This window comes from Cupriavidus oxalaticus, assembly GCF_038900635.1.
In the GTDB taxonomy this organism is placed as follows: domain Bacteria; phylum Pseudomonadota; class Gammaproteobacteria; order Burkholderiales; family Burkholderiaceae; genus Cupriavidus; species Cupriavidus oxalaticus_B.
Map to the genome: position 1 here is coordinate 150,143 of NZ_JAYMRX010000018.1, position 12,856 is coordinate 162,998.

General features: G+C 66.0%; 15 protein-coding genes. 4 read left to right on the plus strand and 11 right to left on the minus strand.

Annotated elements, in window-relative coordinates; all coding sequences use genetic code 11:
- Positions 1 to 39: 39 nt before the first annotated feature.
- Positions 40 to 738 carry a GNAT family N-acetyltransferase gene (locus tag VSR71_RS24860; protein WP_133097733.1) on the minus strand — a complete coding sequence of 233 codons (699 nt, stop codon included), beginning with the start codon at positions 736 to 738 and terminating at the stop codon, positions 40 to 42.
- Between the two features lie 332 nt (positions 739 to 1,070).
- Here VSR71_RS24860 and VSR71_RS24865 point away from each other — a divergent pair, with 332 nt between their 5' ends.
- Both VSR71_RS24865 and kefC read left to right on the plus strand, forming a co-directional pair.
- The gene (locus VSR71_RS24865) at positions 1,071 to 1,625 is read left to right on the plus strand and encodes an NAD(P)H-dependent oxidoreductase (protein ID WP_342916443.1); all 555 of its coding nucleotides are present in this window, start codon (positions 1,071 to 1,073) and stop codon (positions 1,623 to 1,625) included.
- Complete coding sequence (gene kefC, locus VSR71_RS24870) at positions 1,622 to 3,436, plus strand: glutathione-regulated potassium-efflux system protein KefC (RefSeq protein ID WP_342916444.1); 1,815 nt, start codon at positions 1,622 to 1,624, stop codon at positions 3,434 to 3,436. Before VSR71_RS24865 ends, kefC begins: the two co-directional genes overlap by 4 nt.
- A 36-nt stretch (positions 3,437 to 3,472) precedes the next feature.
- Here the strand turns inward: kefC and VSR71_RS24875 are convergent, their stop codons facing one another.
- The 7 genes from VSR71_RS24875 to paaA all read right to left on the minus strand — a co-directional run bounded on the left by VSR71_RS24875 (position 3,473) and on the right by paaA (position 9,046).
- Positions 3,473 to 4,090 (minus strand): TetR/AcrR family transcriptional regulator, encoded by a 618-nt coding sequence (locus VSR71_RS24875; protein ID WP_133097731.1) that lies wholly within the window; start codon positions 4,088 to 4,090, stop codon positions 3,473 to 3,475.
- A gap of 11 nt (positions 4,091 to 4,101) precedes the next feature.
- The gene (locus VSR71_RS24880) at positions 4,102 to 4,893 is read right to left on the minus strand and encodes a DUF1835 domain-containing protein (protein ID WP_342916445.1); all 792 of its coding nucleotides are present in this window, start codon (positions 4,891 to 4,893) and stop codon (positions 4,102 to 4,104) included.
- 233 nt (positions 4,894 to 5,126) lie between these two features.
- Positions 5,127 to 6,215 (minus strand): 1,2-phenylacetyl-CoA epoxidase subunit PaaE, encoded by a 1,089-nt coding sequence (gene paaE / locus VSR71_RS24885; RefSeq protein WP_342916446.1) that lies wholly within the window; start codon positions 6,213 to 6,215, stop codon positions 5,127 to 5,129.
- 27 nt (positions 6,216 to 6,242) lie between these two features.
- On the minus strand, positions 6,243 to 6,803 hold the full coding sequence (gene paaD, locus VSR71_RS24890) for a 1,2-phenylacetyl-CoA epoxidase subunit PaaD (RefSeq protein WP_342916447.1): 561 nt from the start codon (positions 6,801 to 6,803) through the stop codon (positions 6,243 to 6,245).
- Between the two features lie 31 nt (positions 6,804 to 6,834).
- Positions 6,835 to 7,680 carry a 1,2-phenylacetyl-CoA epoxidase subunit PaaC gene (gene paaC / locus VSR71_RS24895; RefSeq protein WP_342916448.1) on the minus strand — a complete coding sequence of 282 codons (846 nt, stop codon included), beginning with the start codon at positions 7,678 to 7,680 and terminating at the stop codon, positions 6,835 to 6,837.
- A gap of 9 nt (positions 7,681 to 7,689) precedes the next feature.
- Positions 7,690 to 7,977: a 1,2-phenylacetyl-CoA epoxidase subunit PaaB gene (gene paaB / locus VSR71_RS24900; protein WP_342916449.1), complete on the minus strand. Its 288-nt coding sequence runs from the start codon at positions 7,975 to 7,977 to the stop codon at positions 7,690 to 7,692.
- Between the two features lie 52 nt (positions 7,978 to 8,029).
- The gene (gene paaA, locus VSR71_RS24905) at positions 8,030 to 9,046 is read right to left on the minus strand and encodes a 1,2-phenylacetyl-CoA epoxidase subunit PaaA (RefSeq protein WP_342916450.1); all 1,017 of its coding nucleotides are present in this window, start codon (positions 9,044 to 9,046) and stop codon (positions 8,030 to 8,032) included.
- Between the two features lie 226 nt (positions 9,047 to 9,272).
- Between paaA and VSR71_RS24910 the strand changes: the two genes are divergently transcribed.
- The gene (locus VSR71_RS24910; RefSeq protein ID WP_342916451.1) at positions 9,273 to 9,743 is read left to right on the plus strand and encodes a universal stress protein; all 471 of its coding nucleotides are present in this window, start codon (positions 9,273 to 9,275) and stop codon (positions 9,741 to 9,743) included.
- 67 nt (positions 9,744 to 9,810) lie between these two features.
- Here the strand turns inward: VSR71_RS24910 and VSR71_RS24915 are convergent, their stop codons facing one another.
- From VSR71_RS24915 to VSR71_RS24925, 3 genes are all read right to left on the minus strand, one after another.
- Positions 9,811 to 10,089 (minus strand): DUF1488 domain-containing protein, encoded by a 279-nt coding sequence (locus tag VSR71_RS24915; RefSeq protein ID WP_029046679.1) that lies wholly within the window; start codon positions 10,087 to 10,089, stop codon positions 9,811 to 9,813.
- 474 nt (positions 10,090 to 10,563) lie between these two features.
- Entirely contained in the window at positions 10,564 to 11,808 is a 1,245-nt protein-coding gene (locus tag VSR71_RS24920; RefSeq protein ID WP_342916452.1) for a nucleoside recognition domain-containing protein, read from the minus strand.
- A gap of 56 nt (positions 11,809 to 11,864) precedes the next feature.
- Positions 11,865 to 12,251 (minus strand): DUF488 domain-containing protein, encoded by a 387-nt coding sequence (locus VSR71_RS24925; RefSeq protein ID WP_342916453.1) that lies wholly within the window; start codon positions 12,249 to 12,251, stop codon positions 11,865 to 11,867.
- A gap of 336 nt (positions 12,252 to 12,587) precedes the next feature.
- On the opposite strand from VSR71_RS24925, the gene VSR71_RS24930 reads away from it, so the two are divergent.
- Positions 12,588 to 12,856, plus strand: a 269-nt coding sequence (locus VSR71_RS24930; protein ID WP_342916454.1) for a hypothetical protein, incomplete at its 3' end; no start/stop codon positions are given.

Sequence of the window (12,856 nt, forward strand, 5' to 3'; positions counted from 1 at the left end):
CGTGGGCGGCGAAGTGGGCGAGCAGGGCGAGCAGCCCGCTCAGGCAGTGTGCTTTTGCGGCACCATCGAGCGCCAGAAGCGCAGGCCGAAGCGGCGTGCGTCGCGCAGGTTGCGGCGCACCGCATAGTCCAGGTCGGCCATCTGTTCGTCCAGCGCCTCGGTCAGGCGGCTGACGGTGTCCGCCGGCGGCAGTTCCAGGTAGGCGTCGGCCTCGCCGTAGGCGTACTGGACCTTCATGCCGGCCTTCTTGGCGATGTGCATCATCGCGGCGTTGCGCGACAGGCAGTGCATGTACAGCGTGCGCACGCTGGTGTTGCGGCCATGCATGGCCGCACGCTCGAACAGCGCGCTGCCGATACCGCGGCCGCGGGCGCTGCGCGACACCGACACGCCGAACTCCGCGACGCGGCCCTGGGCATTGTCGCGCAGGTTGGCGAAGTGGCCCACGCCGATCAGCTCGAGCTTGTCGTCGTAGACGCCGAACACGGTGTCGTGGTCGAAGTCGATGCTGTCCACGTAGGCTTCGATCACGTGGTCGCCCACCGACTGGCCGAAACGGAGCAGGCGATCGTCCTCGCCCAGGGCAAGGAAATGCTTCAGCAGGCGCGAGCGATGATGGGCGGCCAGCTCGCGCACCAGAACGGTGGCACGGTGGGCGGCCTGCGTCGCTGCAGCTGCCTTGCGCAGATCTTCGTCGGTCAGTGCGCCGACAGCCTTGCTCAGTTCGAGCGGGTTCACGTTAATTCCTTCCTGGTGCAGTAAGAGATAAAAATAGGCACTGCGGTGGTGTTGCGCCAGGCGCTTTTTCCCTGGTCCGGTGCGTGATTCGGGGAAACACCATCTTGATGCAGCGTGAAAAGTATTGTAGTGGAATTGTCAGTCTGGCGTAAGCTTCCTGCGCCGCAGCACCCGGCCGCACCGCCGCATCGCTTCGAAAAATGCAATAAAATCAATAGCCTAAAAAAATGTGATGAATTGTTGCGCGGGATCAACTGTGGATATGTTGCAACGCCGCAAGCGAGCCATGTCGCCACGATCCCGCCTTCCCTGGCCAAGCCGCCCCGTCATCGATGACCGAGTCTCCCATTGCAGTGATCTACGCGCATCCCACGCCCAGCCGATCGCGCGTCAACCGGCCGCTTGCCGATGCCCTGGCCTCGTTGCCGCAGGTTCAGGTACGCGATCTTTACGGCTTCTATGTGGATTACGACATCGATGTCGTCGCCGAGCAGCGCGTGCTGGCTGTCGCGGACACTGTCGTGTTGCAGTTTCCGGTGCGCTGGTACAGCGTGCCCGCGTTGCTCAAGCTATGGCTGGATGAGGTGCTCGAACACGGGTGGGCCTACGGCCCCGGCGGCACGGCGCTGCGCGGCAAGTCGATGCTGGCGGTGGTCAGTACCGGCGGCAGCGCCGACGCCTACGGCCCCGATGGCAACCATGGCCATCCGATTGGCGACTTCCTGTTGCCGCTGGAGCAGACCGCGCTTCTGTGCGGCATGACCTGGCTGCCGCCGGTGGTGCTGCATGACGCCGACAACGCCGATGCGCAGGCGCTGGCCGACCATATCGCGCACGTCTGCGGGCGCCTGGGCGCCGACGCCATGCCCGCGGAGGTGCGCGCATGAACCAGCATGGCTTCCTGATTGCGTTGCTGGTGTTCCTGGTGGCGGCGGTGGTAGCGGTGCCGCTGGCGCGGCGCAGCGGCCTCGGCGCCGTGCTGGGCTACCTGCTGGCGGGTGCGGCGATCGGGCCGTTTGCGCTGCGGCTGGTCTCCGACGTCGAGTCGATCCTGCATTTCTCCGAGTTCGGCGTGGTGCTGATGATGTTCGTCATCGGCCTGGAACTGGAGCCGCGCAAGCTGTGGGCGTTGCGGCGGAGCATCTTTGGCTACGGCGGCGCCCAGCTTGCCGCCTGCGCGCTGGTGATCGGCGGGGCGGCCGCGCTGGCGGGGGCGTCGTGGCAGGTGGCGCTGGTGGCGGGCCTGGGCCTGGCGCTGTCGTCCACCGCGATCGCGCTGGCAACGCTGACCGAGCGCAACCTGTTCGGCACGCCGGCCGGCGCGGCCAGCTTCGGCATCCTGCTGTTCCAGGACATTGCCGCCATCCCGATGATCGCGCTGTTGCCGCTGCTCGCCGTCGAGGGCGCCGAAGGTGCCGGTGCGGGCGCCACCGGCTGGATGGCCGGCGTAAAGGCGGTGGCGGTGATCGGCGCGGTGGTGGTCGGCGGCCGCTACCTGGTGCGGCCGGCGCTGCGCTTTATCGCGCGCACCGACATGCGCGAGATGTTCACCGCGTTTGCGCTGTTGCTGGTGGTGGGTATCGCGCTGATGATGGACGCGGTCGGACTGTCGATGGCGCTGGGGACTTTCCTGGCCGGCGTGTTGCTGGCCGATTCGGAATACCGCCATGCGCTGGAGGCCGACCTGGAGCCGTTCAAGGGGCTGCTGCTGGGCCTGTTCTTCATGGCGGTCGGCATGTCCATCGATTTTGCCGTGCTGGCACGCTCGCCGTGGCTGGTGCTCGGCCTGGTGGTCGCCTTCGTGGTGGCCAAGACCGGGATGCTGGTGCTGCTGGCGCGCAGGTTCGGAATAGCGCGCGGCCAGCGGTTGCTGTTTGCGCTGCTGATCTCGCAGGGCGGCGAGTTTGCCTTCGTGGTATTCGGTGTCGCTGGCGGCGCGGGCTTGCTGCCGCACGCGACCGAGGCCTTGCTGGTGCTGGTGGTGGCGCTGTCGATGGTGGCTACGCCATTGCTGTTGCTGGCCTATGACCAACTCGTGGCACCGCGGCTGGGCCGCGCCAGGGCGCGTCCGGACGAGGCCATCACGCCGCAGGACAACCCGGTGCTGATCGCCGGCTTCGGCCGCTTCGGACAGATCATCGGGCGGCTGCTGTACAGCCAGGGCATCGGCGTCACGGTGCTGGACCACGATCCGGACCAGATCGAGTTCCTGCGCCAGTACGGCTTCAAGATCTTCTATGGCGATGCCACGCGGCTGGACCTGCTCGAAGCCGCCGGTATCGCCCGCGCGCGCATCCTGGTGGTGGCGATCGACGGCATGGACGAGAGCCTGCAGCTGATCGACCGCGTGCGCGAGTGCTATCCGGAACTGCGGATCTATGCGCGGGCGCGCCATGTGTCGCACATCTACCAGCTCAAGGACCGCGGTGTGCAATTGTTCGAGCGCGAGATGTTCGAGGGGTCGCTGACGATGGGGCGGCGCGTGCTGGAAGGGCTGGGCTTCGACCCGGCCGAGGCACGCAACGTGGCGCTGCGCTTCCGCCGGCACAACATCCAGGCGATCGACCGCTTCTATCCACACTACACCGACCAGAAGAAGCTGGTCTCGCTGGCGCGCCAGGCTCGCGACGAGCTGGAGGAAATGTTCAGGCAGGACCGCGAGCAGCGGCGGCAGCGCGAAGAGGCAGGGTGGTCCTGACGATGGCCCGCGCAGGTCGTGGCGGGCCAGCCTTCCTCAGCGGATCGCGGCCGCGCGGCCCGGCAGCCCGCCTTCGAGGAGGTCGAGCACCGTCTCGGCAAAGTCGGCGTACGACAGCCGGCCGCCAGGCTTGAGCCAGGTGAAAGTCCAGTTGATCATGCCGAACACGGTCATGGTCAGCGCGGTCTGGTTATCGCGCGTGACGCGCTCCGGGTAGGCCCGGCGCAGCAGGCGCGAAAAGGCCGCCACCACGTCGCGCTCGCGGCCAAGGATCACGTCGCGCTGGCCTTCGGCGAGGAACTTAACGTCGTTGATCAGCGCGATATGGCGCGTCTGCGAGGTTTCGTACTCGGCCAGGAAGGCGCGGATCAGGTTGGCGAACGCGTCCTTGTCGGTGCGCGCATGGCGTTCGGCATCGGCTTCCACCTCGGTGACCAGCAGCATCAGCCGCCGCGTGTAGCGGTCCAGCAGGTCGAACAGGATCGCTTCCTTGCTCTCGTAATAGTGGTAGAGGCGAGCCTTGGACGTGCCGCAGGCGGCGGCAAGGTCGGCCATCGAGGTGCTGGGGTAGCTGCTGTTGGCGAAGGCGGCCGCGGCCAGGTCCAGGATCTGTTCGCGCTGCGCCTCGAAATCGGGTGCCTTGGTACGGGCCATGTGTATCGGGGTTACTCGCCACCGCCAGCGTGGCGGCGCAGCTCGCAGGTCTCGAGCGAGTCGGAGTTGCCGCGCAGCACCATCTGGCCGGAGGCGATCAGCTCGCGGCAGCGCCAGAACACGAACCAGTCGCTGGCCAGCAGGCCTTCGATCGCGCCCATCACGCTGCCCACCACCTGCGCCGCGGGAGTCCATTCGACCGGCGCGCGATCCATGATGATGTCGTCGATGGTGTGGTAGGCGGCGGGAACCAGCGTGTTGCCTTTCCACAGGCGGACGTCGGCATTTTCCTTGACGTTCTGTTGCCACTCGTAGCCGAGCCGTCCCAGCCGCAGCACCGAAACCGGCGCGATGGTGGAGAAGCGCCGCGCCAGCCGCGCCGGCGAATACATGCCGATGGCGGCCAGGTTGCCTTGCGCGGGCATTTCGAGCTCGCGCAGGTCCATCGCGACTTCATTGATCCGCTGCGGCGCCTGGTACAGGTGGAACACGACCCGGCGCAGCATCAGCTGGTCGGCCGCGCTCTGGCCGTGCCAGATGGCGACTTCCATGTCGTCCTGGCGCAGCCCCTGGAGCTGGTCCAGCGCCTGGCGCATCTCGGCGGCGAAATCGATGTCGGTGTGCGGGGCGACCCGCTGCCAGAAGCCGGAACGGATCAGCCCGGTGCTGTCGATGTCGGCCAGCGGTCCCACGGCCAGGTCATCGCGCAGCACCACGACAGGGTCCGGCCGCGCGGCCTGCGCCAGCGCCTGGCGCAGGGTCGTGCCTGCTACATCACCGTTGACGACGTGGATATATTGCATGGCCGTGATTGTATATGGGTGGGACGGTTCGCTGGCACCGCGCGGCGCCGGCGCGACAGTCGGCGGGCGCTGCCGTGCAAGGCCATGCGCCACCGCCGTTTACCGTCCCCGCAAGCATCGCGCCAGGCCCGCTGCCGGCATGGCGCCATTGTAATCATGGCCCGGCCCGGCCAATGGCGGTGAATGTCGGCACGCGTACGCGGCGCTGGCAGTCCCTGCGCCGCGTACCTGGATCAGCGCTCGTCGTAGCTGACCACGACCCGCGAAGTCAGCGCGCGCGCCTGGCAGGTGAGGACGAAACCCTTCTCCATCTCCCACGGCTCGAGCGTGTAGTTCTTCTCCATCTCGACCTGCCCTTCCAGCACCTTGGCGCGGCAGGTGCAACAGACGCCGCCCTTGCAGGCGTACGGCAGGTCGAGCCCGGCGGCCAGCGCGGTATCGAGCACGTTGGCGTCTTCCAGCGGCAGGCGCATGCTGTGCTGCTTGCCGTCGAGCACGACCACCAGCTCGGCGGTGCCCGCATGGTCGGCGTGCGTGGGCGACGGCTTGGGCCTGGCCTGCGCGAGCGGCACGCCGAAGCGCTCGGCGTGGATGCGGCGCGGATCCACGCCAGCGTCGCGCAGTGCCGCCTCGACTTCGTCGATCATCGACGCCGGTCCGCAGACGAAGGCCGCATCGATGTCGTCCACCGGGATGAGAGTTTGGAGGAAGGAGGTGACGCGGTCGTGGTCAAGCCGGCCGTGCAGCAGGTCGACCTCCTGCGGCTGGCGCGACAGCACGTGGTACAGCGTGAAGCGCGACAGGTACTGGTTCTTCAGGTCTTCCAGCGTCTCGGAAAAGATGATGCTGTCGACATTGCGGTTGCCGTAGACCAGCGTGAAGCGGCTGCGCGGCTCGGCCTGCAGCGTGGTGCGGATCAGCGACAGCACCGGGGTGATGCCGCTGCCCGCGGCGAAGGCGACATAATGGCGCGCCGCGGCCGGGTCCAGCGGCACGTGAAAGCGGCCGTCTGGCGTCATCACGTCGATCACCTGGCCGGGGGCGATGGTGTCGTGGAGGTGGGACGAGAACAGCCCGTCCTCCACCAGCTTCACCGCCACGCGCAGTTCGCCCTGTGCGTCGTAGTCCTGCACCGCCGAGCAGATCGAATACGAGCGCCGCAAGTCCTTGCCGTCGACCGGCGCCTTCAGCGTCAGGAACTGGCCCTGGGTGAAGCGGTAGGCGTCGCGCAGCGTTTCCGGCACCTCGAACGCGATCGAGATGGTGTCGGCAGTCTCGGGGCGCACCTGCGCCACGCGCAGCGGGTGGAACTGTGGAGTCATGGCAGCCTGGCTTCGGCCCGGCGGGGCTCAGTAGGGTTTGAAATAGTCGAACGGCTCGCGGCAATCCAGGCAGCGATACAGCGCCTTGCACGCCGTCGAGGCGAAGCGCGAGATTTCCTGCGTGTGCACGCTGCCGCAGCGCGGGCAGGCGACTCGGTCCGGCGCGCCTGCCTGCGCGGCACGCGGGACGAAGCGCAACGGTTGGTCCGCCGCCGGCGCGCCGCACTGGCTGGGCGGCGCGATGCCGAATTCGCGCAAGCGCTCACGCGCGGCGGGAGTGATCCAGTCGGTGGTCCACGCCGGCGCCAGCACGGTGCGCAGCCGCCACGGCGCCAGGCCTGCGGCGTCGAGCGCATGGCCGATGTCCTCGGCGATCTGCGACATCGCCGGGCAGCCGGAGTAAGTGGGCGTGATGGTCACCTCCAGCGTGCCGTCGGCATCGGCGGCGATCCCGCGCAGGATACCGAGGTCGCGAATCGACACCACCGGGATCTCCGGATCGGGGACCGCTTCCAGCGCCGCCCATGCGTGTGCGACGCGCGCATCGGCGGCGGCGTTCGCTGAGCGGGGAAGGGAGGTGACGTTCATGCCAGTCAGTCCTTTGCGGCGAAGCGGGTACTTACCATTGCGCGCCCGGATGGGCCCGCGCCAGCCCTTGCATCTCGCCCAGGAGGTAGCTCATGTGCTCGGAATGCACCCCAAGCTTGCCGGTCGAGACAAAGCTGCTCGCGGGCGGCAGCGCCAGCGTGGCGGCTTGCAGGGTCTCGGCGATGGTCGAGTCCCAGGCAGCTCGCAGCGAGGCGGTGGCGACGCCGATTCCTTGCGCCGCGGCTTCCGCTTCCACCGGGTCTTCGGCAAAGCACTCATTCATATAGGGCAGCAGGTGGTCCAGGGACCGCTGCATGCGGGCGTGCGAGGCTTCGGTGCCGTCGCCAAGGCGCACCACCCAGCCGGCGGCATGGTGCAGGTGGTAGCGCGCCTCCTTGACCGACTTGGCGGCGATGGCGGCGAGTTGCGCGTCGCTGCTGGACTGCAGCGCTTGCCACAGTTCGACCATCAGCGCGCTGTACAGGAAATTGCGCATGATGGTCACCGCGTAGTCGCGCTCCGCGGAGGCGGTGCCGGCCAGGGGGCCGCGGTGAGGCAGTTCCACCAGCGTCCAGTTGCGGAAGTCGCGCTCGGCGCGCCAGTAGGCATAGTCGTCTTCATGGCGCGGCAGGCCGGTCAGCTCGCCTTCCAGTTCGCCGGCGCGCCCGTACAGCAGGCGTGCCTGGCCGATCAGGTCGAGGCTGATGTTGGCCAGCGCAATGTCTTCTTCCAGCACCGGGCCGTGGCCGCACCATTCGGCATTGCGCTGGCCGAGCACCAGCGCGTTGTCGGCCAGGCGCAGCACGTAGCGCAGCGCGGCGGTGCGGGCCGGCGGCAGGTGATCCAGCGAGGCGGGTTGCAGTGACGCGGTCGTCATACGTGGCCCTTACATATGGTTGACTTCGTCGGGCAGCTGGTAGAACGTCGGATGCCGGTAGATCTTGTCGGCCATAGGGTCGAACAGCTCCTGCTTTTCTTCCGGCACGCTCGCCGTGATGGCGGCGGACGGTACCACCCAGATCGACACGCCTTCCTGACGCCGCGTGTAGACATCGCGCGCCATGTGCAGCGCCTGCTGCGCGTCGGCGGCGTGCAGGCTGCCGCAGTGCTTGTGCTCCAGGCCCTGCTTGCTGCGCACGAACACCTCCCACAGCGGCCATTCCTTGCGGTTCATCGTTGTCTCCTCAGTGCTTGCGTGCTGGCGGCGCTATGTGTTCTGGCAAGGGTCAGGCAGCGGCGCGGCGCTCGCCAGCTTCGCGCTCGGCCTGCTTGGCGGCGTGGGCCAGTGCGGCTTCGCGGACCCAGGCGCCGTCCTCATGCGCCTTGACGCGCGTGGCCAGGCGCTCCCTGTTGCAGGGCCCGTCGCCGTTGATCACGCGCCAGAACTCGTCCCAGTCCAGCGGGCTGTAGTCATAGTGGGCGCGCTCGGCGTTCCATTGCAGTCCCGGGTCGGGCAGGGTCACGCCCAGCACCCGCGCCTGTTCTACCGTGGCATCGACGAACTTCTGGCGCAGGTCGTCATTCGAGATGCGCTTGATGCCCCAGGCCATGGTCTGCGCGCTGTTGGTCGAGGCCGCGTCGGGCGGGCCGAACATCATCAGCACCGGGAACCACCAGCGGTCGACCGCGTCCTGCACCATCGCGCGCTGGGCGTCGGTGCCGCGCATCATCGCGAGCAGCGCGTCGAACCCCTGGCGCTGGTGAAACGACTCTTCCTTGCAGATGCGGATCATGGCACGCGCATACGGGCCATACGAGCAGCGGCACAGCGGGATCTGGTTCATGATCGCGGCGCCGTCCACCAGCCAGCCGATCACGCCCACGTCGGCCCAGGTCAGCGTCGGATAGTTGAAGATCGACGAATACTTGGCCTTGCCGCTGTGCAGCGCGTCCACCAACTCGTCGCGGGAGGCGTCCAGCGTTTCGGCCGCGGAGTACAGGTACAGGCCGTGGCCGCCTTCGTCCTGCACCTTGGCCAGCAGGATCGCCTTGCGCTTGAGTGAGGGCGCACGGCTGATCCAGTTGCCCTCGGGCAGCATGCCGACGATCTCGGAGTGCGCGTGCTGGGAAATCTGCCGCACCAGTGTCTTGCGGTAGGCCGCCGGCATCCAGTCCTGCGGCTCGATCTTGCCGTCGGCGGACATGCGTGCGTCGAAAGCGGCCTGGCGGACGTCCTCGTCCTGAGGGGCGGCGATCTGAGCGGAGTCAGCGTGGCCGGGAACGTCCAGGCTTTGGGTGTACATAGCGCCTCCTCTGGCGGGGGCCGCGGCCGGTGGGAACCGTTGGCGCGGCGGCTGGCCCTATTATATATAAGCCGACCGGTCGGTCAATTTAAGCCCGGCCGGGTTTGTCGTTGACTGTCGCCAGGGCAGCGCTGCCACGTGACGACTTTTGCACGTGTAGTATCGAAGGCGGAACGGCCCCCTGCCGTCCATCCCCTATTTCCCTTTGTCTACGGAGGTAACGCAAATGGCAAGCGCGGCGTACAGCAAGATTGTGGTAGCGGTGGATGGCAGCAGCACGTCCGCTCTGGCACTGGCCGAAGCCATCCGCGTAGCGGCGCCGGGCGGCGCCACTGTGCTGGCGCTCTATGTCGTCGACACAGGTACGCCGATGTTCGACGTCGGCTACTACGATCCGAGCCAGCTGCAGAGGGCATTCGAGGAAAGCGGCCAGCGCGCGCTGCAGGACGCCGCGCAGCAACTGTCCGCGGCCGGCGTGCCGCATGAAACCCGGCTGGTCAGCGAGGCGCCGGTGCCCGGCGATATCGGTGCGTCGATCAACGAAGCCGCGCGCCAGTGGGGTGCGGACCTGCTGGTAATCGGCACGCATGGTCGGCGCGGTGTGCGCCGGCTGGTACTAGGCAGCGTGGCGGAAGCCGTGATCCGGCAGTCGACCATGCCGGTACTGCTGGTGCGCGGCGAAGCGAAGGCCGACTGAGCATGCGAAGACGCCGGGCTGGCCCCGGCGTCTCAAACTGGATGCAGTGGTCGGGCGCGGCAGGGGTTCATCCGGCGAAGCGGAAATGGCCGCTGCGCAGCACGATCTCGCGCGCCTGGGTCAGCTCGAACAGGCTTTCGGCGAGGCTTTCTATACGCTGGCGATTACTGGTGAAGGCGGCAACCAGGTCTTCCTCGCGCGGCGAGCGCGCACCGAAGTGAGCCTCAAGGGCTTCCGCGGTGACGGAATACTGAGTCGGACTGCCATTGACCGTAGCGGGGCAGGACAGCGTGAGGCTGGCTGCGCAGTAGGTTGGGACGCTGCGAGGGAACGTTATCTCAGGCATGGCGTACCTCGTGCTGGCGACGGACGTATTCAGTAATTCTAGGTCATCGCGGCTTTCCGTAAAGGATGCGAAAAGGTCTTCGGCGCACCGGCTGCCGGCGCCATTTGGAGTTTTGGTTGGCGTGACCCTGGTTGTGCACTCACGACATCGATGTTGCGCAGCAACAAGGGCGGACGGGTGGAGCGCGCTTCCATGCGAGCGCTGAGCAGGCGCGTCAAAAAGCTCTGGCGCTGCGCCGTGTGTCCAACGTGTGAGCGTTGCCTGGGCTTTGTTGGGCACGAGTTGTCCCAATAGCTGGCTTCAAGGCAAAAAAAACCCACGCAGGTTGTGCGTGGGTTGGAATCCACCGAGGTGGTGGAGGAGACAGACTTCACTATACATGGTTTGCTGCGTCGCACCAAGCGCAGTTGTGTCAATGTCTGGCGATGCACACAATGCTGTTGCGCTCGTACAACAAAGTTGGAATCGCCGGGATTAGCGGAACAAATAAGCGGCGCTGACAGCACAAAAAATGCCGGCGACATCTGCCACCAGCGCGCAGCCAAGCGCATGCCGGGTATTTCTTACATTGATGCTGCCGAAGTAGACCGCGAGCACATAGAAGGTGGTTTCGGTCGACCCCTGGATGATGGCCGCAAGGCGACCCTGGAACGAGTCGACGCCATAAGTCGTCATCACATCGACCATCAGCCCCCGGGCACCGGCGCCTGACAGGATCTTCATCAGGCCCACCGGCAAGGCTGGCACAAAATCGGTATTGATGCCGAGATGCGCAAAGCCCAGCGTCAGCCAGCCCATCAGCACGTCCATGCAGCCGGTCGCCCGGAACAAACCGATTGCAACCAGGATGGCGACAAGATAAGGAATGATCTGCACTGCCACGGCAAAACCTTCCTTGGCGCCATCGATAAAGGCCTCATAGACGTTGACCCGCCGCAGGGCGCCGCAGACCAGGAACAGCGTGATCAGCGACAGGATAAAGCCCGCGCCTGCCAAAGCCGTCACGCTGCCGACCTGCTCGGGCGGCGCATGCTTCAGCCAGGCAAACATGCCGGCGAGCGCCGCGGCAACCATGCCGAATGCAACCAGCACGGCGGGTCGCAGCAGATTGAGCCGCTGTACCCAGGCAACAGCCAGCAGACCCGCAAGGCACGAGCCCCCGGTAGCCAGCAGCGTCGGCAGGAAAATATCTGCCGCATTGAAGCCAACCAGCCCCTGTTTGACGGCAATTGCCTGCCGGATCGCGATGACCGAGGTCGGGATCAGGGTCAGTCCGGCCGTGTTCAGCACGATGAACATGATCTGCGCATCGGTGGCCACGTCCGGACGACGGTTCAGCGTCTGCAGCTCGCGCATGGCGTTCAGCCCGAGAGGTGTCGCAGCGTTATCCAGGCCCAGCAGGTTAGCCGACACATTCATCATCATGGCGCCTTGCGCCGGATGGCCCTGCGGCACGCCGGGAAAGAAATGCCGCAGCAACGGATTCACCAGGCGTGCAAAGGCGTCGACCACTCCGGCGCGCTCGCCGATGCGCATGATGCCCAGCCACAGGCTCATAACGCCGGCAAGCCCGAGCGCAATCTCGAACGCCGTGCGGGCACTGTCGAACAGGCTCGACAGCATCGCAGGGAAGACTGTCAGGTCGCCGCTGGCGAGGCGGATGCATGCGGCGACAAAGGAAACCAGGAAAAAGCCGAGCCAGACAACGTTCAGGGCCATCGGATTGCGCAAGCGAAAAGGTCAAAGCGGGTTCTCTCCCGCCAGGCAGGGGCAGCTCAGGCGATTCTGGCGCCGCGTTCGGCCAGCAGCTCGCGCAGCACCGACCTGTGGCAGTGCGCCTCGTCTTCGCAATAGCAGCCAAGCGAAAAATTGGTCTGGTGCGACAGCGCAGCCAGGAGGTCGAGCGTGCGGCTCGGCTCCGGCTCGCCCATTTCCTTGCGGAAATGTCGGACGAATGCTCGCCATGCCTTGTCGTCCGTTGCGGCCTGCGCTTGCGCAACCAGCTCCGGGGTAGGGGACAGGTCGGGGTACCAAACATCGTAATAGTCGCGGCTGGCGAACTCAGACTTCGGCACGCCGCGTGGCGGCCGCCGCACTGTACCGATACGCAGGCCTTCGTCAGCTGCTCGTGGCGTTCCCAGTCTTACGATTCGGATGGTCATGAAGGATCCCGCGGTCCGGATTGCCTGCGCGGCTGCGCCAGGCTGAAGACCAGATCATGAATCAACGGGTCGTGCATGACAAACATCTGCACCTTTCTGTGACGTCTATAAAGACAGGCACTGAACCGCCGTGTAAGAGCAGTCAACGTCGCTTTGGTGATCGATTCGAAATATTTCCTGAAACCCCTTGCCAAGCACCTCGGCGCCCCTTAATATTCGCCCCCTCGCAACACAACGCGGCGCTGCAAGGCAGACGCAGCAAGGGTTGCGGGGACGACCGGAAGGTTGGCGCGGCGAGGTTTGCAGCGCTGACCGCAGCAAAAAAAGATTGCTGAAATGGTTGACGAAACGAAGAAAGCTCTGCATAATTTCGTTTCTCTGCTGCAGACAACGCAGCGCGCTGAACGGCAAAGCCGGCCAGCGAAGTTCTTTAACAAACAAACAACCGATAAGTGTGGGCGCTGGGTAGCGGACGCCGCTGTCTTCGGACAGTGTGGCTTCACAAGTTATACAGTGCTCGCACAGCAAAACGTGACTGGGTCTTCGGATCTGGTCAGTCAGTTTTCTGAGAGTGAGCGACCGCTCGAAAGAGCGAGACCCGCGAG